At 66.4% G+C, this 21757-nt stretch carries 25 protein-coding genes; 7 read left to right on the top strand and 18 right to left on the bottom strand.

Annotated features, from left to right (window positions below; translation table 11 throughout):
- Positions 1 to 37: 37 nt before the first annotated feature.
- Together G6N68_RS11495 and G6N68_RS11490 are read right to left on the bottom strand one after the other, a co-directional pair.
- The gene (locus tag G6N68_RS11495) at positions 38 to 706 is read right to left on the bottom strand and encodes a TIGR02234 family membrane protein (RefSeq protein ID WP_163711821.1); all 669 of its coding nucleotides are present in this window, start codon (positions 704 to 706) and stop codon (positions 38 to 40) included.
- On the bottom strand, positions 696 to 2237 hold the full coding sequence (locus G6N68_RS11490) for an anthranilate synthase component I (RefSeq protein ID WP_163718486.1): 1542 nt from the start codon (positions 2235 to 2237) through the stop codon (positions 696 to 698). The genes G6N68_RS11495 and G6N68_RS11490 overlap by 11 nt, the downstream gene beginning before the upstream one ends.
- A gap of 54 nt (positions 2238 to 2291) precedes the next feature.
- Here G6N68_RS11490 and G6N68_RS11485 point away from each other — a divergent pair, with 54 nt between their 5' ends.
- Complete coding sequence (locus G6N68_RS11485; RefSeq protein WP_163711819.1) at positions 2292 to 2747, top strand: peroxiredoxin; 456 nt, start codon at positions 2292 to 2294, stop codon at positions 2745 to 2747.
- Between the two features lie 257 nt (positions 2748 to 3004).
- Positions 3005 to 4522, top strand: coding sequence for a serine/threonine-protein kinase (locus G6N68_RS11480; RefSeq protein ID WP_163711817.1), 1518 nt, complete (start codon positions 3005 to 3007; stop codon positions 4520 to 4522).
- Positions 4523 to 4776: 254 nt separating this feature from the next.
- On the opposite strand, the gene hisI is transcribed toward G6N68_RS11480, so the two are convergent.
- Genes hisI through hisD form a run of 8 tightly spaced genes read right to left on the bottom strand, consistent with a single transcriptional unit; the run spans position 4777 to position 11216 of the window.
- Positions 4777 to 5124: a phosphoribosyl-AMP cyclohydrolase gene (gene hisI, locus G6N68_RS11475; RefSeq protein WP_163711815.1), complete on the bottom strand. Its 348-nt coding sequence runs from the start codon at positions 5122 to 5124 to the stop codon at positions 4777 to 4779.
- On the bottom strand, positions 5121 to 5915 hold the full coding sequence (gene hisF / locus G6N68_RS11470) for an imidazole glycerol phosphate synthase subunit HisF (protein WP_163711813.1): 795 nt from the start codon (positions 5913 to 5915) through the stop codon (positions 5121 to 5123). The genes hisI and hisF overlap by 4 nt, the downstream gene beginning before the upstream one ends.
- Position 5916: 1 nt before the next feature.
- A complete protein-coding gene (locus tag G6N68_RS11465) occupies positions 5917 to 6732 on the bottom strand; it encodes an inositol monophosphatase family protein (RefSeq protein WP_163711810.1) in 816 nt (271 codons plus the stop codon).
- Positions 6733 to 6738: 6 nt separating this feature from the next.
- On the bottom strand, positions 6739 to 7473 hold the full coding sequence (gene priA / locus G6N68_RS11460) for a bifunctional 1-(5-phosphoribosyl)-5-((5-phosphoribosylamino)methylideneamino)imidazole-4-carboxamide isomerase/phosphoribosylanthranilate isomerase PriA (RefSeq protein ID WP_163711807.1): 735 nt from the start codon (positions 7471 to 7473) through the stop codon (positions 6739 to 6741).
- A 2-nt stretch (positions 7474 to 7475) separates the two neighbouring features.
- Complete coding sequence (hisH, locus tag G6N68_RS11455; RefSeq protein ID WP_163711803.1) at positions 7476 to 8096, bottom strand: imidazole glycerol phosphate synthase subunit HisH; 621 nt, start codon at positions 8094 to 8096, stop codon at positions 7476 to 7478.
- Complete coding sequence (gene hisB / locus G6N68_RS11450; protein WP_163711800.1) at positions 8093 to 8725, bottom strand: imidazoleglycerol-phosphate dehydratase HisB; 633 nt, start codon at positions 8723 to 8725, stop codon at positions 8093 to 8095. Before hisB ends, hisH begins: the two co-directional genes overlap by 4 nt.
- On the bottom strand, positions 8722 to 9876 hold the full coding sequence (locus G6N68_RS11445) for a histidinol-phosphate transaminase (protein WP_163711796.1): 1155 nt from the start codon (positions 9874 to 9876) through the stop codon (positions 8722 to 8724). Before G6N68_RS11445 ends, hisB begins: the two co-directional genes overlap by 4 nt.
- Positions 9873 to 11216 carry a histidinol dehydrogenase gene (gene hisD, locus G6N68_RS11440; protein ID WP_163711793.1) on the bottom strand — a complete coding sequence of 448 codons (1344 nt, stop codon included), beginning with the start codon at positions 11214 to 11216 and terminating at the stop codon, positions 9873 to 9875. The genes G6N68_RS11445 and hisD overlap by 4 nt, the downstream gene beginning before the upstream one ends.
- A gap of 61 nt (positions 11217 to 11277) precedes the next feature.
- Here hisD and G6N68_RS11435 point away from each other — a divergent pair, with 61 nt between their 5' ends.
- Entirely contained in the window at positions 11278 to 11691 is a 414-nt protein-coding gene (locus tag G6N68_RS11435) for a nitroreductase family deazaflavin-dependent oxidoreductase (protein WP_163711789.1), read from the top strand.
- Positions 11692 to 11863: 172 nt separating this feature from the next.
- Here G6N68_RS11435 and G6N68_RS30740 read toward each other — a convergent pair whose 3' ends face one another.
- Entirely contained in the window at positions 11864 to 12469 is a 606-nt protein-coding gene (locus tag G6N68_RS30740; RefSeq protein WP_240355439.1) for an MDR/zinc-dependent alcohol dehydrogenase-like family protein, read from the bottom strand.
- Positions 12366 to 12893 (bottom strand): alcohol dehydrogenase catalytic domain-containing protein, encoded by a 528-nt coding sequence (locus tag G6N68_RS30735; protein ID WP_240355438.1) that lies wholly within the window; start codon positions 12891 to 12893, stop codon positions 12366 to 12368. Before G6N68_RS30735 ends, G6N68_RS30740 begins: the two co-directional genes overlap by 104 nt.
- 40 nt (positions 12894 to 12933) lie before the next feature.
- Between G6N68_RS30735 and G6N68_RS11425 the strand changes: the two genes are divergently transcribed.
- Positions 12934 to 13515, top strand: a complete 582-nt coding sequence (locus G6N68_RS11425; protein ID WP_163711785.1) for a TetR/AcrR family transcriptional regulator — start codon at positions 12934 to 12936, stop codon at positions 13513 to 13515.
- 49 nt (positions 13516 to 13564) lie between these two features.
- Here G6N68_RS11425 and nadC read toward each other — a convergent pair whose 3' ends face one another.
- Genes nadC through nadA form a run of 3 tightly spaced genes read right to left on the bottom strand, consistent with a single transcriptional unit; the run spans position 13565 to position 17081 of the window.
- Positions 13565 to 14422: a carboxylating nicotinate-nucleotide diphosphorylase gene (nadC, locus tag G6N68_RS11420; protein WP_163711782.1), complete on the bottom strand. Its 858-nt coding sequence runs from the start codon at positions 14420 to 14422 to the stop codon at positions 13565 to 13567.
- The gene (locus tag G6N68_RS11415) at positions 14422 to 16026 is read right to left on the bottom strand and encodes an L-aspartate oxidase (protein ID WP_163711778.1); all 1605 of its coding nucleotides are present in this window, start codon (positions 16024 to 16026) and stop codon (positions 14422 to 14424) included. The genes nadC and G6N68_RS11415 overlap by 1 nt, the downstream gene beginning before the upstream one ends.
- The gene (gene nadA / locus G6N68_RS11410; protein WP_163711774.1) at positions 16023 to 17081 is read right to left on the bottom strand and encodes a quinolinate synthase NadA; all 1059 of its coding nucleotides are present in this window, start codon (positions 17079 to 17081) and stop codon (positions 16023 to 16025) included. The genes G6N68_RS11415 and nadA overlap by 4 nt, the downstream gene beginning before the upstream one ends.
- Positions 17082 to 17128: 47 nt before the next feature.
- On the opposite strand from nadA, the gene G6N68_RS11405 reads away from it, so the two are divergent.
- From G6N68_RS11405 to G6N68_RS11395, 3 genes are all read left to right on the top strand, one after another.
- Entirely contained in the window at positions 17129 to 17848 is a 720-nt protein-coding gene (locus G6N68_RS11405; protein ID WP_163711770.1) for an NUDIX hydrolase, read from the top strand.
- Positions 17849 to 17880: 32 nt separating this feature from the next.
- On the top strand, positions 17881 to 18027 hold the full coding sequence (locus G6N68_RS11400) for a hypothetical protein (protein ID WP_163711767.1): 147 nt from the start codon (positions 17881 to 17883) through the stop codon (positions 18025 to 18027).
- Between the two features lie 245 nt (positions 18028 to 18272).
- A complete protein-coding gene (locus G6N68_RS11395) occupies positions 18273 to 19616 on the top strand; it encodes a lipase family protein (RefSeq protein WP_163711765.1) in 1344 nt (447 codons plus the stop codon).
- 6 nt (positions 19617 to 19622) lie between these two features.
- Here G6N68_RS11395 and G6N68_RS11390 read toward each other — a convergent pair whose 3' ends face one another.
- From G6N68_RS11390 to bioB, 3 genes are all read right to left on the bottom strand, one after another.
- Positions 19623 to 20228: a DUF2567 domain-containing protein gene (locus G6N68_RS11390; protein WP_240355721.1), complete on the bottom strand. Its 606-nt coding sequence runs from the start codon at positions 20226 to 20228 to the stop codon at positions 19623 to 19625.
- A gap of 89 nt (positions 20229 to 20317) precedes the next feature.
- Entirely contained in the window at positions 20318 to 20545 is a 228-nt protein-coding gene (bsaP, locus tag G6N68_RS11385) for a biotin synthase auxiliary protein BsaP (RefSeq protein WP_163711754.1), read from the bottom strand.
- A gap of 25 nt (positions 20546 to 20570) precedes the next feature.
- The gene (gene bioB / locus G6N68_RS11380) at positions 20571 to 21623 is read right to left on the bottom strand and encodes a biotin synthase BioB (RefSeq protein ID WP_163711751.1); all 1053 of its coding nucleotides are present in this window, start codon (positions 21621 to 21623) and stop codon (positions 20571 to 20573) included.
- Positions 21624 to 21757: the final 134 nt, after the last annotated feature.

Genomic DNA, 21757 nt, shown 5'->3' with positions numbered 1-21757 from the left:
ACGTTCATGAGGGTAGCGACTGTCAACGTGCTGTCCGTCACCGACCCTCGGTGTCCGACCCGTGCGGCCGATCGGTAGGGTCGCGTCCCTCGTCAAGAGCATCCCAGATCATCCGTTCGGACATGTCGGAAACGGACTTTGAAGTCTCGGCGTCAGTCTCGGTCGGCGACTCCTGTGACCGGCGCACGGCTGGCGCGGCGTACTTCGCGCTGCCCGCGTCGGCCGCCGAACGCATCAGCAGGACAGCGGCGACCAAGGTGCACACCGCGGCCAGGACGGCCACCACCGCGCCCGCGTAATGGCGCCCACTTCCGACCAGCGTCACCACCGAGACGTGGGCCAACTCCGCTCCGCGCGGTGCGACGTCCGGGATCACCCACAGACTGATGCCCAGATAGCCGACCACAAAGCTCACGGCGGCGAGCAGGCACGCCAACACTCGCAGGGGCCAGCCCCGCACGGCGAGCGCGGCCACCGCCGCAGCCAGCATCAATATCGCCAACGGCAGCAAGGCCGTGGACCACGTCGCCCCCGACAACGTCACTTCCTTGGGCGGACCCAACTCGTCGAACGTCCGGATGACGACCCACGGCAACCGGGACGCCGTCCACAGCGCCGCCGCAGCGACGACCAGCAGCACTTGGGCGATGCCGATCCTGAGCCTGGCCCGGCGCTCGGGCCGGACGGCTTCGGCGTCAGGAGCCACTGGAGCCAACGCCTGGAGGGGACAACGTCTCGGCGGCCGCGACGGCGTTGAGCACGGCCCGTGCCTTGTTCCGGGCCTCGTTGTACTCGTAGGGCCCATTCGAGTCGGCTACGACGCCACCACCGGCCTGAACGTAGGCGGTGCCGGCACGCATCAGCGCGGTGCGGATGGCGATCGCGAAATCGGCGTTGCCGGCGAAGTCGAGGTAGCCGACCACGCCGCCGTACAGACCGCGACGGGTCTTCTCGACCTCCTCGATGAGCTCCATCGCCCGCACCTTCGGCGCGCCCGACAACGTGCCGGCCGGGAAGCACGCGGTCACCGCATCCAACGCGGTGCGACCCTCGTCGAGCAGTCCGGTCACGGTGGACACCAGGTGCATCACGTGGCTGTAGCGCTCGATGTGGCTGTAGTCCTCGACGCGGACGGTGCCCGGCGTGCAGACCCGACCGAGGTCGTTGCGGCCGAGATCGACCAGCATCAGGTGCTCGGCCAATTCCTTTTCGTCGGACAGCAAATCCTTTTCCAGCAGCTGATCTTCTTCTTCTGTCGCACCGCGCCACCGCGTTCCGGCGATCGGGTGCGTGGTCGCGCGGCCGTCGTGGACGGTGACCAGCGCCTCCGGGCTCGACCCGACGATCGAAAAGTCGGTTGTGCCTTCACTATTCGGGATGTGCAGCAAATACATGTAAGGGCTCGGGTTGGTGACCCGCAGGATTCGATACACGTCGATCGGGTCGACATCGGTGTCCATCTCGAAGCGCTGCGAGGGCACCACTTGGAAGGCTTCCCCGGCCGCGATCTGTTCCACCAGGTAGTCGACGATCTTGCCGTATTCCTCGACGGTCCGCTGTGCCCGATGTTGCGGTTCGGGCTTGCTGAAGGTGGCGACCGTTGACGGGAGCGGCTGCTCCAGGGCGGCGGTCATGACGTCCAACCGCGCGACTGCGTCGTCGTACGCCCAGTCGACCCGCTCGTCGGTGCCGTTCCAGTTCACGGCGTTGGCGATCAGCGTGATGGTGCCTTCGTGGTGGTCTACGGCCGCGACGTCGGTGGCGAGCAGCAACAGCATGTCCGGCAACCCGAGGTCGTCGACGGCCAGTTCGGGCAGACGCTCGAGCCGTCGGACCATGTCGTAGGCGAAGAAGCCGACCATTCCGCCGGACAGTGGCGGCAGCCCCGGGATGGGGGCGGTCGCCAATACTTCCAAGGTTGCCCGGAGTGCGTGCAGCGGGTCTCCGCCGGCGGGGGCGTCCTTGGGTACGGCGCCCAGCCATACCGCTTCGCCGTCCCGCACCGTCAACGCTGTCGGCGCGCCTGCGCCGATGAACGACCATCGGGACCACGACCGGCCGTTTTCCGCCGATTCGAGCAAGAAAGTTCCCGGCCGGTTGGCGGCGAGCTTGCGGTAGGCCGACAGGGGGGTCTCGCTGTCGGCCAGAACCTTGCGTGTCACCGGCACCACCCGGTGTTCGGCCGCCAGCGCACGGAAATCTTCCCGTGTGGTGGTTGCTGCGAGGTTGAGGTGCACTGAACCATCCAACCAGACACGCCTTTCCAGGGTGCCCGGCGTAGCGTGACGACCATGAAAAAAGGTGACACTGCGCCCGACTTCGAGCTTCCCGACCAGACGGGTACGCCGCGCAAGCTCAGCTCGCTGCTTTCCGACGGACCCGTCGTGTTGTTCTTCTACCCGGCAGCGATGACACCGGGTTGCACCAAAGAGGCATGTCACTTTCGCGACCTAGGTCAGGAATTCGGGGCGGTCGGCGCCAGTCGGGTCGGCATCAGCACCGATCCGGTACAGAAGCAAGCCAAGTTCGCCGACAAGGAGGGGTTCGACTACCCATTGCTTTCTGACGCCGACGGCCAAGTCGCCACACAGTTCGGGGTCAAGCGCGGGTTGCTAGGCAAGTTGCTGCCGGTCAAGCGGACGACCTTTGTCATCGACACCGACCGCACGGTGCTCGACGTGATCTCCAGCGAATTGAGCATGGACACCCACGCCGACAAGGCATTGGCGACGCTGCGCACCCGGTAATACGTTGGGCCGCAACGATCCCAGCGGGTGAAGCGGGCGGGCCGTGCGGCGTCTCTAGCGACCGTCGTGCGAGCCTCAGCCGGACGAAACAAGCCGATTCACAACCGATTACGCCGACGCACCCGAGTCGTTGCCGGCAGTTCGCAGCCAAGAGATTGCACCGAGTAAGAGAGGCCGCACAGGGCTCACGTTGAGGCTGTGCGCCCAATAGGTCGTGTTAGGTCGTTGCTCAGCCAAAGCGTCAGTAGCATGCTCACATGCCAACAAATGCTGGCGACAGCGGGAGCTTGCAAGAAGGCGAGCTGTTCGCCGGCTACACCATCGTGCGCCGGCTCGGGGCCGGCGGCATGGGCCAGGTGTACTTGGCGAAACATCCCCGGCTTCCCAGGCACGATGCGCTCAAGATCTTGTCCGCGGAATACACCGCGGACGTCGAGTATCGGCGACGGTTTGATCGGGAGTGCGACCTCGCCGCCAGCTTGTACAACCAGCACATCGTCGGCATTCACGACCGCGGCGAATTCAACGGACAGCTGTGGCTGTCGATGGACTACGTGGAGGGAACCGACGCAGCCCATCTGCTGAACGAGAAGTATCCGATGGGGATGCCGCACGCTGAGGTGGTCGAGATCATTTCGGCCGTCGCCGAGGCGCTCGATTACGCCCATTCCCGTGGCTTGCTCCATCGCGACGTCAAACCCGCCAACATTCTGCTGGGCGAGGCCAAACCGCGGCGCCGGATCCTGCTCGCCGATTTCGGTATCGCGCGCGAGGCGGGCGAGATCAGCGGCCTGACTGTCACCAACGTGCTGATGGGCACCACCGCGTACTGCTCGCCCGAGCAATTGCGGGGGGCGCACCTGGACGGGCGCGCCGACCAGTACGGGCTTGGATGCACGGCCTATCACCTGCTGACCGGTACGGCGCCGTTCCATCACACCAACCCGGCCGTGGTGATCTCGCAGCATCTGTCCGGGCAACCGCCACTGCTCAGTCAGCGGCGACCCGACCTGGCTCCACTCGATCCGGTTATCGCCAAGGTGCTGGCCAAGAACCCCGAAGAGCGCTTTGCCACGTGCTCGGATTTCGCCGCTGCACTCGCCGGCCAGCCGGCCAGCACGGTGCAAACCCCGGTGGCCCAGGCTCCTGGGCTGCCACCCCCGCCGCCATTGCATCCGCACCAGACACCGCACACCGGGCGCCGAATTGGACAGGGGACCCTGATCGCGGCGCTCTTCGCCGTGGCGCTCGTCGTGCTGGCCCTTGTTCTCGGCCTCCAGTTACTCAGCGAGAAGTCAAACCCACCGCGCGCCAGCGCCCCAGTTCCCTCGAAGACCGCGGCGCAGACGCCCAGTACATCTACGGCGGCCGCGCCGCTGGTGGTGGCCAGCATCCTGACCGACTCCGCGGATGTGCTGAGGCCGGTCGACGAGGACGTCGTGATGGGTCGGCTGACCGAGTTGCTGCAAGATCGCGGCATTCGACTGTATGTGGTGTACGTCAAAACTTTTGACGGTGAGCCGCCGGTCAGCTTTGCCAAGAAACTCATCTACAACAACCGTCTTGACGAGGCCGCAGCGATACTGGTGATCGCAACGGACGACCGGGAATTCGCCTTCCTGGTGCCGCGATCCATCGCCGAGACCCGCAACATCAACGTCGAAGAGATCTATCGCGATCACATTGCGCCCGCTGTTCGGCAGAAGCGCTGGCGCGACGCCGCCCTCGAGGCCGTGCACGGTCTGGACGTCGGCCAGCGCCGGGGGCCCAACTAGCTCCTTGGCTGTCCTCGCCGTCGGCGGCCTACTGGCGGTCGTCGACCTCCCGCGTCGTCGACTGTGTGGCCCACGCACCCACTCCCGGCGTCATGGGGCCAAGAGCCCCACGTTCGGCGCAAGCGGCCTAGTCCTTGGCCTCGGCGCCGTCGCCGACCGTGTGGCCCACGCACCCGCCCCCGGCGTCGCGGGGCAAAGGCCACACAGTCGGCGCAAGCTGAAGCGTCGGCGCGAGTTGAAGCATCGCTGGCGGGCTAGTCCTCGGGGCCCAGCAGCACCGCGGCGTCGAAGCAGCTGTGATCACCGGTGTGACAGGCTCCCCCGACCTGGTCGACGGTCAACAGCACCGTGTCACCGTCGCAGTCCAGCCGTACCGAGTGGACGTGCTGGGTGTGGCCCGAAGTCGCACCCTTGATCCACTGTTCACCGCGTGAGCGCGAAAAGTAGGTCGCTTCACGGGTTTCCAGGGTGCGGGCCAACGCGTCATCGTCCATCCAGGCGACCATCAGCACGTCGCCGCTGCCACGCTCCTGCACCACGGCCGTGATCAATCCGTCCGAGTTGCGCTTCAACCGCTCGGCGATCTTCGGATCCAGCGTCATCGGACGGTGATCCCCTGTTCGGCCATGGCTGCTTTGACTTCCCCGATGGTCAACTCCCTGAAGTGAAAGACACTGGCCGCCAACACCGCGTCGGCTCCCGCGGCCACCGCGGGCGCGAAGTGTTCCACCCTGCCGGCGCCGCCGCTGGCGATGACCGGAACCGTGACCGCCGCCCGGACCGCACGCAGCATCGCCAGGTCGAAGCCGGCTTTGGTGCCGTCGGCGTCCATCGAGTTGAGCAGGATCTCCCCCACCCCGAGCTCGGCGCCGCGCTCCGCCCACTCCACCGCGTCGATGCCGGTGCCACGGCGACCACCGTGGGTGGTGACTTCCCAGCCCGAAGGCATCGGGGGCGAGTCGGCGGGGACCGTGCGCGCGTCAACCGACAGCACGATGCACTGCGAGCCGAACTGGTTAGCCATCTCCGCCAGCAGCTCAGGACGTGCGATGGCGGCGGTGTTGACCGAGACCTTGTCGGCACCCGCGCGCAGCAGGGTGTCGACATCGGCCACGGTGCGCACCCCGCCGCCGACGGTCAACGGGATGAAGACCTGTTCGGCGGTTCGCCGCACCACCTCCAGCATGGTGGATCTGCCTGAGGAGGACGCGGTGACATCGAGGAAGGTGAGCTCGTCAGCACCCTCGGCGTCGTAGGCGGCAGCGAGTTCCACCGGATCGCCCGCGTCACGCAGATTCTCGAAGTTGACTCCCTTGACCACTCGTCCGGCGTCGACATCAAGACACGGGATCACCCGTACCGCAAGGCCTTTCACACCCTGACCGTCGTACATTTCAGTAATCCTCCGGGTCGCCCGTGCTGCGCAAGATCTCGAGCATCTCGCCATGCACGCCGGGAGCTGCGGCCAGAGCGGACCGGGACGCCGGCGTCCACGGGTCGCCCGCAAAGTTGGTGACGATGCCGCCCGCGGCCCGCACCAGCGCCACGCCGGCGGCGTGGTCCCACACGTTGCTGCCGAAACTTATCGCACCGCCGAGAATCCCGTCGGCGACATAGGCGAGGTCGATACCAGTGGAACCGTGCATACGCAGCCGTGAGGACACCCGGCTCAAGTTCTCCAGCAACCGTACTCGATATTGGCCTGGAAACCGCCCACGCGAGTCCGCGCTGAATGATCCGGCGGCGACCAGAGTGTCGGAGAGCTTGCAAGGGGTCAGTTGTGGTTGCGCCACACCGTTTTTCATCAGAGGGCCGCCCGTTACGGCCGTGTAGCGGTCATTCATGAACGGCAGCCAGGTCAGTCCGGCTACCGGCTCACCGTGATGAAGCAGGCCGAGCAGTATCGAGGCCATTGGCGACCCGGACGCGTAGTTGAACGTGCCGTCGACGGGATCCAGCACCCACACCCATGGTGAGTCGACATCCGGGCCACCGAATTCTTCGCCGTGCACCCCGATTCCGGTTGCCGACTCCAGCGCCGCCACCACCTGTCGTTCGATCGCGAGGTCGACCTCGGTGGCAAAGTCGTCGCCCTTCTTGCGGACCGCCGAATCCGCGCGATGTCCCTCGAGAAACAGCGTCACCGCGGCATCGAGGACCGCTGACGCCTCGGACACCAGCGCGTCCAGGTCGGCTGCGCTCAACTCCATGCGGGCCTACTCTCGTACCGCGTCGAGCGCCTCGGGCAGCGTGAACCGCCCAGCGTAGAGGGCCTTGCCGACGATGGCGCCTTCGACGCCTCGATCGGTGAGCGTGGCAATGGCGCGGAGGTCGTCCAGGCTCGACACGCCACCTGATGCGATCACCGGCGCCTCGGTACGTTCGGCGACCCCGGCCAGCAGTTCGAGATTCGGCCCGCCCAGCGTGCCGTCCTTCGTGACGTCGGTGACGACGAACCGCGAACACCCTTCGCTGTCAAGGCGTTCCAAAACCTGCCAAAGGTCGCCGCCGTCGGTTTCCCAACCGCGTCCGCGCAACCGATGCGCCCCGTCGACGATCTGCACGTCCAACCCGACGGCAACTTTGTCACCGTGTTCGCTGATCACTCGAGCACACCATTGCGGATTCTCCAGCGCCGCCGTGCCCAGATTGACCCGCGCGCAACCGGTAGCCAGCGCCGCGGCCAGCGAGTCGTCGTCACGGATGCCGCCGGACAACTCGACCTGCACGTCGAGTTGTCCCACGACCTCGGCGAGCAGCTCCCGGTTGGACCCGCGGCCGAACGCGGCGTCGAGGTCGACCAAGTGAATCCACTCGGCCCCGTCGCGCTGCCAAGTCAGCGCGGCGTCTAGCGCCGAACCGTATTCGGTTTCACTGCCGGCTTTTCCCTGCACCAGTCGCACAGCACGACCCTCGACGACGTCGACTGCGGGCAACAAAATCAGTGGCATCTTTATAGTCCCTCGACCCAGTTGTTCAACAGCGCAGCGCCGGCGTCCCCACTCTTTTCCGGGTGAAACTGGGTGGCGGCCAACGGTCCATCTTCCACTGCGGCCAAGAACTGTACCTCGTGGGTAGCCCACGTCAGCAGCGCTTCGGGCCGCCCCTCCCATTGCTGAGCGGCGTACGAGTGCACGAAATAGAAGCGGGTGTCGGCGTCCAGGCCCTTGAACAGGGTGCTGCCCAGGGGCGCGTCCACCACGTTCCAGCCCATGTGCGGGATCACCGGGGCGTCCAGGCGGGTGACTGCGCCCGGCCACTGTCCGCAGCCCTGCGTTTCGACGCCGAATTCGACCCCACGCTCGAACAAGATCTGCATTCCGACGCAGACGCCCAACACCGGACGTCCGGCCGCAACCCGCTCGGCGATGATCCGGTCACCGCCGATCTTGCGCAGGCCCACCATGCAGGCCTCGAACGCGCCGACGCCCGGCACCACCAAACCGTCCGCGGCCAACGCGGCCCCCGCGTCGGAGGTCACCTCCACCGAGGCGCCCGTGCGTTGCAAGGCTCGTTGGGCGGACCGCAAGTTACCCGATCCGTAGTCGAGGACTACGACTGATTTGGCCGTCACAGAACACCTTTGGTCGACGGCACGCCTGAGACGCGCGGGTCGGGTTCGACAGCCTGCCGCAATGCGCGGGCGACGGCCTTGTACTGCGCTTCGGTGATGTGATGCGGATCGCGACCGTACAGGACCCGAACGTGCAGTGCGATACGGGCATTCATCGCCAGCGACTCGAAGACGTGCCGGTTGATGACGGTGTGGTACGGCACCGAGTTGCCGGCGATGGTGGTGTGCTGCAGATGATCCGGCTCGCCGGTGTGCACGCAGTATGGGCGCCCGGACACGTCGACGGCGGCATGGGCCAGCGTCTCGTCCATCGGTATGAAGGCGTCGCCGAACCGCCGGATTCCCTTCTTGTCGCCGAGGGCCTGATCCAAGGCCTGCCCCAGCGCGATCGCGGTGTCCTCGACGGTGTGATGCGCCTCGATCTCCACATCACCCTTGGTCCGGACCATCAGGTCGAAACTGGCGTGACTGCCCAACGCGGTCAGCATGTGGTCGTAGAACGGCACTCCGGTGTCCACGCTCACCTGGCCGGTGCCGTCAAGGTCGAGTTCGATGACGATGTCGGATTCGCGCGTGCGGCGTTCGATGCGCGCACGGCGGGTGGCTCTTGCTATCTCGGTCGCGGTCACGATGCTCCTACAGGGCTGGGAGGTGTGGAGGCCAGATCGGTAGCAGCGATCTGAGCGCTAGCCTTCAGGAACGCATCGTTCTCTTCGGCCAATCCGATGGTGGTACGCAGATAGCCGGGAATCCCGACGTCGCGGATCAGGACATCACGGTCCAGGTAGTGCTGCCAGGCCGACGGTGCGTCGGCGAACTCACCGAACAGCACGAAGTTGGCGTCGCTGGGGATCACCCGAAAACCCATGCCCGCCAACGCACCCGACACCCGCTCACGTTCGGCGATCAGGGTCGCCACGCTACGGAGCGTGTCATCGGCGTGTCGCAATGCAGCGCGTGCCGCGGCCTGCGTCACCGACGACAAGTGGTACGGCAACCGCACCAACAGCATCGCTTCGACGAGCGCCGGCGTGGCGACCATGTACCCGAGTCGGCCACCGGCGAAGGCGAAGGCCTTGCTCATGGTCCGGGTGACGATGAGCTTGGTGGGGTATTCCTCGATCAGTGCTATTGCGCTGGGCTGCGAGGAGAACTCGCCGTAGGCCTCGTCGACAATCAGTATCCCGGGCACGACATCGAGCAGCCTCCGTAGATCCGCCAGCGAAATGCTCTGTCCGGAAGGATTATTCGGGCTCGCGATAAACACCACATCGGGTCGGCGGTCCACGACGGCCGCGACCGCACGTGTCACGTCGAGGCTGAAGTCGTCGGCGCGCACCGCCTCGAGCCACTCGGTGTAGGTGCCGTCGGAGATGATCGGGTGCATCGAATAAGACGGCACGAAACCGATTGCCGAACGCCCCGGCCCGCCGAACGCCTGCAGCAGCTGCTGCAGGATCTCGTTGGAACCGTTTGCTGCCCAAACACTTTCGACGCCGACCGGGATACCGGTCTGCACAGTGAGGTAGTTGGCCAGATCGGTGCGCAGGGCCACGGCGTCGCGGTCAGGGTAGCGGTGCAGGTCAGCGGCCGCCTCTGCCACCGACCGCACCACGTCGTCGATCAGGGCCTGGGTGGGTGGGTGCGGGTTTTCGTTGGTGTTGAGCCGGACCGGTACCGCGAGTTGCGGTGCCCCATAAGGGGATTTGCCGCGCAGATCCTCACGCAGCGGCAGATCGTCCAGGGTGGGCTGGGGCCTGGGCGCGCGTGGCGCGGTCATCGTTCGAACCTCCGGCGCACCGCCTCGCCGTGGGACGGCAGGTCTTCGCTCTTGGCCAGCGTGACCACGTGTCCGGCAACGTCTTTGAGGGCCGCCTCGGTGTAGTCCACGACGTGTATGCCCCGCAGAAACGTTTGCACGGACAGACCGCTCGAGTGACGGGCGCTGCCCGCGGTCGGCAGCACGTGGTTGGATCCGGCGCAATAGTCACCCAGGCTGACCGGTGCGAACGGGCCGACGAATATCGCTCCAGCCGAACGTATCCGGCGGGCGACCTGCGCCGCATCGGCGGTGTGTATTTCCAGGTGCTCGGCGGCATAGGCATTGACAACCTGGACACCGGCATCGAGATCGTCGACCACGATGATCGCTGATTGCCGCCCGCTCAAGGCAGTCGTGACCCGCTCCCGATGCACCGTGGTGCGCAGCTGGACGGCCAGTTCGGCATCGGTGGCATCGGCCAGTTCTGCGCTGGGGGTGACCAGAACGCTGGCGGCCATCGTGTCGTGTTCGGCCTGGCTGATCAGGTCGGCGGCCACGTGCGAGGGGTCCGCGGTGTGGTCGGCCAGGATCGCGATCTCGGTCGGTCCCGCTTCGGCATCGATGCCGACCTGGGAGCGGCACAGCCGCTTTGCGGCGGTGACGTAGATATTGCCCGGGCCGGTGATCATGTCGACCGGCGCGAGTTCGCTTGAGTCCGTATCGGTGCCGCCGTAGGCCAGCAGCGCCACTGCCTGCGCCCCGCCGACCGCCCAGACCTCGTCGACCCCGAGGAGTCTCGCGGCGGCCAGGATTGTCGGATGCGGGAGCCCGTCGAACTGCGCCTGCGGCGGGCTGGCGACCACGAGCGAGTCGACTCCTGCAGTTTGCGCCGGCACGACGTTCATCACCACGCTGGACGGGTAGACGGCGTTGCCCCCGGGCACATACAGACCCACCCGTTCGACCGGGACCCATCGTTCGGTGACCGTCGCACCCGGACCCAGCGTGGTGGTCACATCTGCGCGGCGCTGGTCGGCGTGCACCGCGCGAGCCCGCTCGATCATCACCTGCAGGGCGTCACGCACGCTGGCATCCAGTCCGGCCAGCGCTGTGTCCAGCGCGGCGTCGGGCACCCGGACAGTGGGCGGACGCACACCGTCGAAGGATGCGCCGAATTCGAGGGCGGCTTCGGCACCGCGCTCAGCAACCGCCTCCACGATCGGCCGCACCTTCGGCAGCACGGATTCCACGTCGGCGCCGCCACGCGGTAGGGCCGCCCGCAGCCGGGCAGCCGTCAACTCCGCACCCCGCAAATCAATACGGGCCATTAGTGCGGGCGATGTGGTCACATGGACCATTGTCCCAGAGCAACTCAAATCGATATCCGACCGGTACAGTGCGCGAAAAGAGGAGCGACCCATGTCCGCCAAGGATCAACACCCCAACAACGCGCCGGGCGTCCCGATGGTTTACCCGGTGTGGTTCGAGAACCTCCAAGTCAAGTACCTCAACCCCGCCCTCAAACCGATCGCGCGCTACCTGCCCGGGGCCGCCACCATCGAGCACCGCGGACGCAAATCGGGCAAACCGTACAAGACCATCGTGTCCACCTTCCGCAAGGGCAACACGCTGGCGATCGCGCTGGGCCACGGCAAAACCGACTGGGTGAAGAACGTGCTGGCCGCCGGCGAGGCCGACGTCCACTACACCCGCAAGTCGATACACCTGACGAACCCACGGATCCTGCCCGCCGGATCGGACGGCACGGATCTGCCCTGGCTGGCCCGCGTCCAGCTGCGCAAGATGGCGGTGTTCGTCGCCGACATCGCCTAGTTGGGCTGTTGCGACGTACAGCTCTGACCGGCACCGGCCAGGCTCGAGACGAGCCTGAAACCGTGCAGACAAAGTTCGAGTGCCGACCTGCCAATCTTCAGGCTCGTGGCTAAGCAATGCCGCACGGCCGGCCACTCACCTCACCGAGGGCTGTAACCCTGCAGAAAAGCGCCTACGACCTGGTGAAGACGGTTTTCCCGGTCATCGCCGGCCAGGCGGAGGGGGCCTCCTCCCACGGCACCACGGTGTCGACGGCCGGCGACAGGTCGTATCCGCCGGCGAGCTGATCGAGTATTTGCGGAATCACCACGCGCGCGTTGACGCGCCCGGTGACGAAGCGGACCCCGCGGGTGTACATCGGCAACAGCGGCATCTCCACCTTGTACTCGGGATAGATCCCGGTGTCGGTGCACACGCCGTCCGCCCAGGTCGCACGCAAGGTCGCCGCGAGGAGCGCCGGATCGGCGGTGGTGTGCACGGTCACGGGATAGGGGTCCCAGGACTTGTCCGGTTTGGCGACGTCGTGGGCCACCGCCCCGAGCTTCTCGGCGGCAGCCAGTCGCTGCGGGTCGGTGTCGATGTAGTCGACGTGGGCCCCCAGGGCCGCCGCGAAAGCTGCTGCGTAGAGCCCGATCGACAGCCGGCCAAATACCAGAACCCGGCGATCAACCGGGTCAAGGGCCGCCAATTCGTCGGCAAACGGCACCACCGCCCGCCAACCGTCGGGGATGTTGTCCGACAGCGAGGCGATGGAAACCGGGTCGACACCGGCGGGCACCGGAATCAACATTCGCGTCGGCGTAGGGCACCAACACGAGGTCGGACATGAACCCGCCGCCGTCCAGGCCGGCGATGGGCGCCATCCCGTACATCGCCATGAGGGGTCCGGCGCTGCACGATCCGGTCAAGCCGCGCCGGCATTCGCGGCAGTTCCCGCAGCTGATCTGGAAGGGCACCACCACCCGGTCACCTACCCGGACGGTGCTGACGTCGTCCCCGACGGCGACGACCTCCGCCAGCCCTTCGTGCCCCACCGCATAACCGGGCGGCAACGGCAACCGGCCGTGGCAGACCGCGACATCGAGGTCGCAGCAGGCCACCATCAGCGGCCGGACAAGTGCCTGCACCGGCGCACTGATCGTCGGATCTGGCACCTCACGCCACGCGTAGCGACCGGCTTCTTCGTATGTCAACTGCTTCATGGCTTTATTCTTGAGTGATCATTCAAGTATTGTCAAGAGCATGCCGAGACCCGACCGCAGTCGCACCGCATTGCTCGAGAAGGCCGCCATCCTGTTCCGACGCCAGGGATACGCGGCGACCGGGCTGAATCAGATCCTCGACGAGGCGGGCGTCAAGCCCGGCTCGCTGTATCACCACTTCCCGCAGGGCAAACAGCAATTGGCCACATCGGTCGTGGACACCGCCGGGGCCGCCATCGAACAGCTCCTGCGTACCTTCCTCGCTAGTGGCCGACCGGTGGCTGACATCGTCGACCGATGGATCGACCTGCTGATTGCCGGCTTGGCCGGGGACCAGCGCGACGGCTGCCCGATCGAACCGATCGCCACCGAGTCGGTCAACGCCGCTCCGGAGGTTCGCGCCGCGGCGACGCGCGCGTTCAGAAGTTGGTGCGTGGCGATCGAGGAGCGGCTGCGGGCCGACGACTGGGCGGCGGCGGATGCGGAACACGCCGCGCTCGCGGTGGTGTCCCTGATCGAGGGGGCGCTGATCCTGTCACGGGTCGCCGGGGATGCGGCGGCACTCGATGCCGCAAAGCTCGCGGCGCGCTCGTTGCTCGACCGCCAGAGTGGACAGCAGTGATTACCGTGCCGCCATCGAGCGGCAGGTGGCCGCAAGGCATTTGGGTTAGCTACATATCCAGGCCGATGTCGAGCACCCGCACCGAATGCGTCAATGCGCCTACGGCGAGGTAGTCCACACCAGTTCCCGCGTACGCCGCGGCGGTTTCCAGGCTGAGTCCACCCGATGACTCCAGTAACACCGAAGGCGCCCGGGCATCCCTTCGCTGCACCGCGATCTGCGTCTGCCAAACCGGAAAGTTGTCGAGCAGAACCAGTTCCGGCTTGTCGGGCAACACTTCGTCCAACTGCTCGAGCGAATCCACTTCGACCTCGCAAGGCAGGTCGGGAGCGGCGTCTCGCACCGCCCGCAGCGCGGCAAGCACCGATCCCGCGGCCGCGACGTGATTGTCCTTGATCAGAGCCGCATCGCCGAGGCCCATCCGGTGGTTGACACCACCGCCGACGCGCACCGCGTACTTCTGCACGACTCGTAGCCCGGGCAGAGTCTTGCGGGTGTCACGGATCTTGGCCTTGGTTCCTTTCACCGCCTCGACCCACGCCGCGGTCACGGTGGCGATGCCCGACAAGTGGCACACCAGGTTGAGCATGGTCCGCTCCGCCGTCAACAGCCCGCGAGTTTCGGCCCGCACCGTCAGCAACGGCTGTCCGGGCTGTGCCCGGGCGCCGTCCTCGACCCGGTGCAGCACCTCATAGCCCGCCGCGCCGATCACTTCGTCGAGCACCATCAACGCGACATCCACCCCGGCAACCACGCCGGGTTCCCTGGGCACCATCGAGGCAGTTGCCATGGTGCCGGCAGGCACGGTGGCAATCGTGGTGACATCGGGCCCGTAGCACAGGTCCTCGGCGAGACCGCGCCGGATTGTCTCGTAAGCCGCGGCCCGCTCTTCTTCCGAGAGCTTCATCAGCCCACCCCCGCCAATGCCTCGACCTGCACCACGCATTCGTCGTCGACCAACCGGACCTGGCTGCTACGTGCATACTCTCTGGACTGATCCGGAAATTCGGCACGGTGGTGACAGCCCCGACTTTCGTTGCGGGCCAGCGCGGCAGCGACCACGGTCCGCGCGGCGACCGTCAAGGCCACGTCCTCAAAGTCCTCACGACTCATCAGATCGCGCGCCTTCGCGGCGGCCAACGCCTCGGAAAGTCGTTGCAGCCCAGCTGCATTACGCACCACTGAGGCATCGCGACTCATCGCCCGTTGCAACTTGGCACGTTTGAGGGCGGTGTGGATGACCGGCTCGGGCCAGGCTGCGGGGAGCGGCTTAATTGCCGCCGCATGCGCGGCGGCGGCGCGTCCAGCACGCCCACCGACCACCAGCCCCTCGAGCAGGCTGTTGGAGGCCAGCCGGTTGGCGCCGTGCATGCCGGTCCGAGCCACCTCGCCCGCGGCGAACAATCCTGGCAGCTCGGTCTGGCCGTACACGTCGGTGACGACGCCACCGCAGCTGTAGTGCGCGCCGGGCACGACCGGAATCGGTTGGCGGACAGGGTCGATGCCCGCGGCTCGGCAGGCAGCGGTGACGGTGGGAAACCGTGCCTCAAAGCCGTTGATGCCACGCGCGTCGAGGTAGACGCACGGGTCGCCGAGCGCCTTCAGCCGGGCGTCGATCGCGCCCGCCACGACGTCGCGCGGAGCCAGGTCGCCCATCGGGTGGACGCCGGCGGTCACCGACCGGCCTTGCCGGTCAAGCAATATCGCACCTTCACCGCGGATGGCCTCGGTGATCAGCGGTCGCCGGCCACCGTTGCCGTTGCCGTTGCCGTTGCCGTTGCCGTTGCCGGCGAACAACATCGTGGGGTGGAACTGGACGAACTCGACATCGCTGACCGGCACGCCGGCCCACAACGCCAACGCAATGCCGTCGGCGGTCGAACCCTCGGGGTTGGTGGTCGCGGCATATAAATGCCCCAGCCCGCCGGTCGCCAGGATCACCGACGGCGCGCTGATGATGCCGGTCCCGTCCGGATTGTGCACCAACACCCCGGTCACCGCGGTGCCGTCGTTTAGCACACGCAGGGCCACGTGAGCGGTGCGGATATCCAGCGCAGCGGCGGCATGATCGAGCGCCCGCTGCACCTCGGCGCCGGTGGCATCACCGCCGGCATGGACGATGCGCCGGCGCGAGTGCCCCCCTTCGCGCGTCAAATCCCAACACCCTGGCGACTTTTCGTCGAACCGGGCACCGGCACCGACCAATTCGGCCACCGCACGGTAGCCGTCGGCGACGATCGAGTACACAGCGTCGGAGTCACACAAGCCCGCACCGGCCACCACGGTGTCGGCGACGTGAGCCTCCACCGAATCATCGTTATCGGGCAACACCACAGCGATGCCGCCTTGCGCGTAGTGGGTCGCGGTCACCCCGCCGGTGTGGGACGCCTTATTCAGGACAACGACCTTGCGGCCGGCGCGGTGAGCGGCGAGCGCTGCGGCCAAGCCGGCGACGCCCGTTCCGATGACGACGACGTCGGCGCTATCCCGCCACGCGGGTCCGGCCGTCACTCGCCACCACCGGGCTGTCCGATTGCGATCATCCGCTGAACACTGCGCCGACCGGCCGCGGCAACGTCCGGGTCGACATGGACTTCGTCGGCGCCTTCCACCAAGCAGCGCAGCAGCGCCGCCGGGGTGATCATCTTCATGTACTTGCAGGACGCGCGATCGTTGACGGCCTGGAAGTCGACTTGCGGTGCGGCCCGGCGCAGTTGGTGCAACATGCCGACTTCGGTGGCCACCAACACCTTGCGGGCGTGGGTCTTGTGCGCCTCGTCCAGCATGCCGCCGGTGGACAGGATCTTCACCCGATCGGCCGGGAAGGCACCTTCGCCAGCCAGGTACAGAGCTGATGTGGCACAACCACATTCGGGGTGCACGAACAGTTCCGCGTCGGGGTTGGCGCGAGCCTGGTCGCTCAGTTCGTCGCCATTGATCCCGGCGTGCACGTGACACTCACCGGCCCAGACGTGCAGGTTCTTGCGACCGGTCACCCGGCGAACATGAGCGCCGAGGAATTGATCCGGGCAGAACAGCACTTCGCGGTCGGGATCGATGGATGCGACGACATCGACGGCGTTGGACGATGTGCAGCAGATGTCGGTCAGCGCCTTCACGGCGGCCGTGGTGTTGACGTAGGAGACAACGACGGCACCGGGGTGCTCGTCCTTCCACGCCTGCAACTCCTCCGGCGTGATCGAGTCGGCCAGCGAACACCCAGCCCGCTGATCCGGAATCAGGACGGTCTTTTCCGGGCTGAGGATCTTGGCCGTCTCCGCCATGAAGTGCACGCCGCAGAAGACGATGGTGTCCTCCGGCGCCTCGGCGGCTATCCGAGACAACGCCAGCGAGTCCCCTACGTGGTCGGCCACGTCTTGGATGGCGGGCAGCTGATAGTTGTGCGCCAACAGCGTGGCGCCACGCATCCGCACTAGGCGGCGGATTTCAGCGGCCCACTGTTCGTCGCCCTCGATTCCCCCATATCCGGTTTCGGAATTCGTGATGCGGGCAGTCATGGCGGAGATGTCGCTGGCGGGCGTGTCCATGCGGATCGAGACCGTCATGGCGGCTCCTTTCGCACCCAGGAGGTTTTCGACTTATAATCGAAAACATGCCCCATAGTAGCACCTCGCACGAAGTGCTTGCCGTCGTGTTCCAGGTTCGGATGGTCACCGAGTCGGCCAAGGGAGACCGCCGCGCCGAAAAACCGCAGCTGAACGTCCTGTTGTGGCAGCGCGCCCGGGATCCGGAAAAGGGCGCCTGGTCGCTGCCGGGCGGTCGGCTAGGCAACGACGAAGACATGACGACATCCGTTCGCCGGCAGCTCGCCGAGAAGGTGGACTTGCGCGAGGTCGCCCATCTCGAGCAGTTGGCGGTGTTTTCGGACCCACATCGAGTCCCAGGCGCCAGGATCATTGCGTCGACCTTTCTGGGACTGGTGCCCTCCCCCGCGACTCCCGAACTGCCCGCGGACACTCGTTGGCATCCGGTGGACTCGCTGCCGCCGATGGCCTTCGACCACGGGCCGATGGTGACCCACGCGCACGCGCGACTGGTCGCCAAGCTGTCCTACACCAACATCGGATTTGCCCTGGCACCAAAGGAATTCGCGCTTTCCACGCTGCGCGACATCTACGGCGCCGCATTGGGCTACCAGGTCGACGCCACAAACCTGCAGCGAGTCCTGGTCCGTCGCAAGGTGATCACCCAGACCGGCACCATCGCGCAGTCCGGGCGCAGCGGCGGTCGCCCGGCAGCGCTGTATCGGTTCGCCGACTCCCAGTTGAGGGTCACCGACGAGTTCGCCGCTCTACGCCCTCCTGGCTCATAGGCACCCCAAGTGGTTGCACCATCAGCTTCGATGTGGCGGCCCGTATATATCTCGTCGCTGCGATCGAGCGCCCGGAGATCGACCGCCGGCCCAGCTTGTCGACCGCCAGAGTCTTCGTTTGCGGGATTGTCGCCCTGGCGCTGAGTCCGACCGGAGCGGCCAACAACCTCGGCGGATGAGACCCAGAACGCAGGCGAACCACAGTTGTGACAAGCGGCACGCGAAGTAGTGGTCGCTCCAGCGGCGGCCAATGCCGTACTTTGAGTAAGAGTTGGATAAGGTTACTTAAGAGAAACTTAAGAGGCGCTGGCCGCCCATCGCGGGCCGGCGCCCTACTGTGACTAGGGCTGCAACTACGGCTCCGTCCGTCGCCCACGGGCTTCAGGGGCGCGAGGAGACCGAAGACGCCACGAAGGGAGCTCCAATGTTGGAGGCCGGCAATCTAGCGGGTGCGACGGGTGCGGAATGGCTGGCTCGTCCACCGCATGAAGAGCTACAGCGCAAGGTCAAGCCGCTGCTCCCGCTGGACGACCCTTTCTACGAGCCACCCGCCGGATTCCACCACGCCGCGCCCGGGACCGTGCTTCGCTCACGCGATGTCGAAGTGGCGTTCATGGGGCTGATACCGCAGACCATCACCGCCCTGCAGTTGCTGTATCGGACGACCGACATGAACGGCAATCCCGAGGCCACGGTCACCACGGTGTTTCTTCCGGCCGAAGCCAAGCCGGGCCGAACCATTCCGGTGCTGTCATATCAGTGCGCGATCGATGCGGTCTCGTCGCGCTGCTTCCCGTCCTATGCGCTGCGTCGAGGGGCGACCAAAGCCATCGGGTCAATGGCCCAGCTTGAGCTGCTGCTGATCTCCGCCGCCGTTGCCGAGGGCTGGGCGGTTTCGGTTCCTGACCACGAAGGGCTGCACGGCGCGTGGGGGGTCCCCTACGAACCTGGCTACCGCATCCTCGACGGTATCCGCGCCGTCCTGAGTTCTGAGCGCATCTCGTTGCCCCCGGCTGCCCCGATCGGGCTGTGGGGGTACTCCGGCGGCGGTTTGGCCACCGCCTGGGCCGCCGAAGTGTCCGGTGACTACGCGCCGGAGCTCGACATCGTCGGCGCCGTGCTGGGTTCGCCCGTCGGCGACCTGGGCAACACCTTCCGCCGACTCAACGGTGGCCTCTTCGCCGGCCTACCCGGGCTGGTGGTGGCCGCGCTCACCCACAGCTACCCCGACCTGGACCGGGTGATCAAGGAACACACCAACGAAGACGGCCGCGCCCTGCTCGATCGACTCGAGAAACTGACCACCGCCGCCGCCGTCATCCACATGGCCGGCAAGGACATGGGCGAATACCTCGACGAACCCCTTGAGGACATCTTGTCGACTCCGGAGGTTTCGCACGTCTTCGACGACATCAAGCTGGGCAGCGCGGTGCCGGTACCTCCGGTCTTGATCGTGCAGGCCGTGCACGACTACCTCATCTCCGTGCACGACATCGACGAGCTTGCCGACGCGTACAGCGCCGGGGGCGCCGACGTCACCTACCACCGGGACGCGTTCAACGAGCACATGTTGCTGCACCCGCTCTCCGCGCCGATGACGCTGCGTTGGCTGACCGACCGGTTCAACCGCAGGCCGCTCGACGAACACATCATCAGGACCAAGTGGCCGACCATGTTCAACCCCATGACCTACATCGGCATGGCGCGTCTGGCGAGGATCGCCGCCAAGGTGGTCACCGGCCGGAAGGTGCGGTTCAACCCGCTCTGACCCCCGCTAGGACACCGAGGGTTCCGGCGCTGACGGAGTTTGCGTCGAAGGTTTTGGCGGCGGCCCTGCCGATGGTCCGGCGGGCGGATGGGCGCCCAGATCGTCGCGTGCACAACCTGCCGCGATCAGCGCATATACCAGTGAAGCGATGGCGGCCGGTGACAGCAATGTTGCGGCCACCAGCAATTCGTCGCGGGCAAAGAATACCGGCGGCGCTTGCCTGACGTAGGTCACCGAGTGGTCACCGTCGGCCAGCGTGACCGTATCGAAATCCAATGCGCCGTAACGCATTCGAACCAGAAGCGCACCCACACCCGCGGCCACCGCCGCCGTTGCGATCAGCCCGACACACAGGCCGACGACCATCTCCGGACCCCGATGTTCGCGCCACTGCCAGACCAGCACCGAGGACACCACCGCCACCACGCCGAGCAACCCGAGCAGCAGGACCGGCGCCACGAAGAAATTTTGGGATTCCGCGCCCAGGTACTCGTGGACGCGCTCGCCGGAACGCGCGACCGCCACCACCGCATGGGCCGGCGGCGCAATCCATGCCCACAGCGCGCCGACGAATGCACCTGACCCCGCCAAACCGAGCACCACAGTGGTGATCGCACGCGATCGGGATGTGGCGGGTGCGTCAACCTGCCCGAGTTGTCGGTCTGGTTCAGCGACGGGCCCGGTGGCCCCGACGTTTTCGGTCACCGTTGTGCTTCCAAGTCCGCCGAATCCACCTGACCGTGGCGCGAACACCGCGCCCACCAGCCGTCGGGACGGACCTGCACCACCATGCGGCGCCCGCACTCCGCGCAGAAACGGGGCGGCTCAAGACCCAGCTCGGCCGCCGTCGGCACGGCCGTGCCGGCCGGTTCCCCGGTGTAAACGTTGAAGACACCGGCACCGACCGGAGCGCCCAGGTTTGCAACCACGATCCCTACTTCTGACCCCACTTGATTACAAGGTGGCGTTAAGAGCTTTGATCGGCATCTGCAGGTCGTCAAGCAGCTCCAAATCGGCCTCTGCGGGACGGCCCAAGGTCGTCAGGTAGTTTCCGACGATCACCGCATTGATGCCGCCCAGGATGCCCTTCTTGGCACCCAGGTCGCCGAGGGTGATCTCGCGGCCACCGGCGAAGCGCAGCATGGTCCGTGGCAACGCCAGCCGGAAGGCCGCCACCGCTTTGAGCGCTTCGCTGGCCGGCATGACCTCTAGGTCTCCGAACGGCGTTCCCGGTCGCGGATTCAAGAAATTCAGCGGAACCTCGTCGGGGCCCAGTTCGGCCAGTTCGGCAGCGAACTCCGCCCGCTGCTCGAGCGTCTCGCCCATGCCGAGGATGCCGCCGCAGCACACCTCCATACCGGCATCGCGGACCATCGACAAGGTCTGCCAGCGCTCTTCCCAGGTGTGCGTCGTCACCACGTTGGTGAAGAACGAGCGCGCCGTCTCCAGGTTGTGGTTGTAGCGGTGCACTCCCATCGCCGACAACCTGTCCACTTGCTCCTCGGTCAACATGCCCAGCGAGCAGGCGATGTTGATCTCTACCTCGTTGCGTATTGCCTCGATCCCGGCGGCCACCTGGGACAGCAATCGTTCGTCGGGGCCACGCACCGCAGCGACGATGCAGAATTCGGTGGCACCGGACTTCGCCGTTTGCTTGGCCGCTTCGACCAGGCTGGGAACGTCGAGCCAGGCACTGCGCACCGGAGACTTGAACAACCCCGACTGGGAACAGAAGTGGCAGTCCTCCGGGCACCCGCCGGTCTTGAGGCTGATGATGCCTTCTACCTCTACCTCCGGACCGCACCAGCGCATCCGCACGTCGTGGGCCAACGCCAACAACTCTTCGAGGCGGTCGTCGCCAAGCTGCAGCACCTGCAGCACCTGGTCCTTGTCAAGTCCCTCGCCCTGCTCGAGCACCTGCTGACGGGCAACCGCCAGAATGTCGGTTCCGTCAGAGCCAGGACCGCCGTGAGGCGCGTCGACAGGTCGCGTTGCAGCTTGCGTCACCAGGTACTCCTGCATCTTTTGTCCAGCGGTGTCCCCGACTCGTCGTGTCGTGGACAGTCCGAGCCGCGGAATGCGTCAGCCGCCCGGACACAATCGGCGGCGGGTCTTAAGAAGTGTTCAAGTTAGGGTAGCGG

The sequence above is a fragment of the Mycobacterium bourgelatii genome (assembly GCF_010723575.1).
In the GTDB taxonomy this organism is placed as follows: Bacteria; Actinomycetota; Actinomycetes; order Mycobacteriales; family Mycobacteriaceae; genus Mycobacterium; species Mycobacterium bourgelatii.
This window is presented reverse-complemented; position numbering and strand designations above follow the sequence as displayed.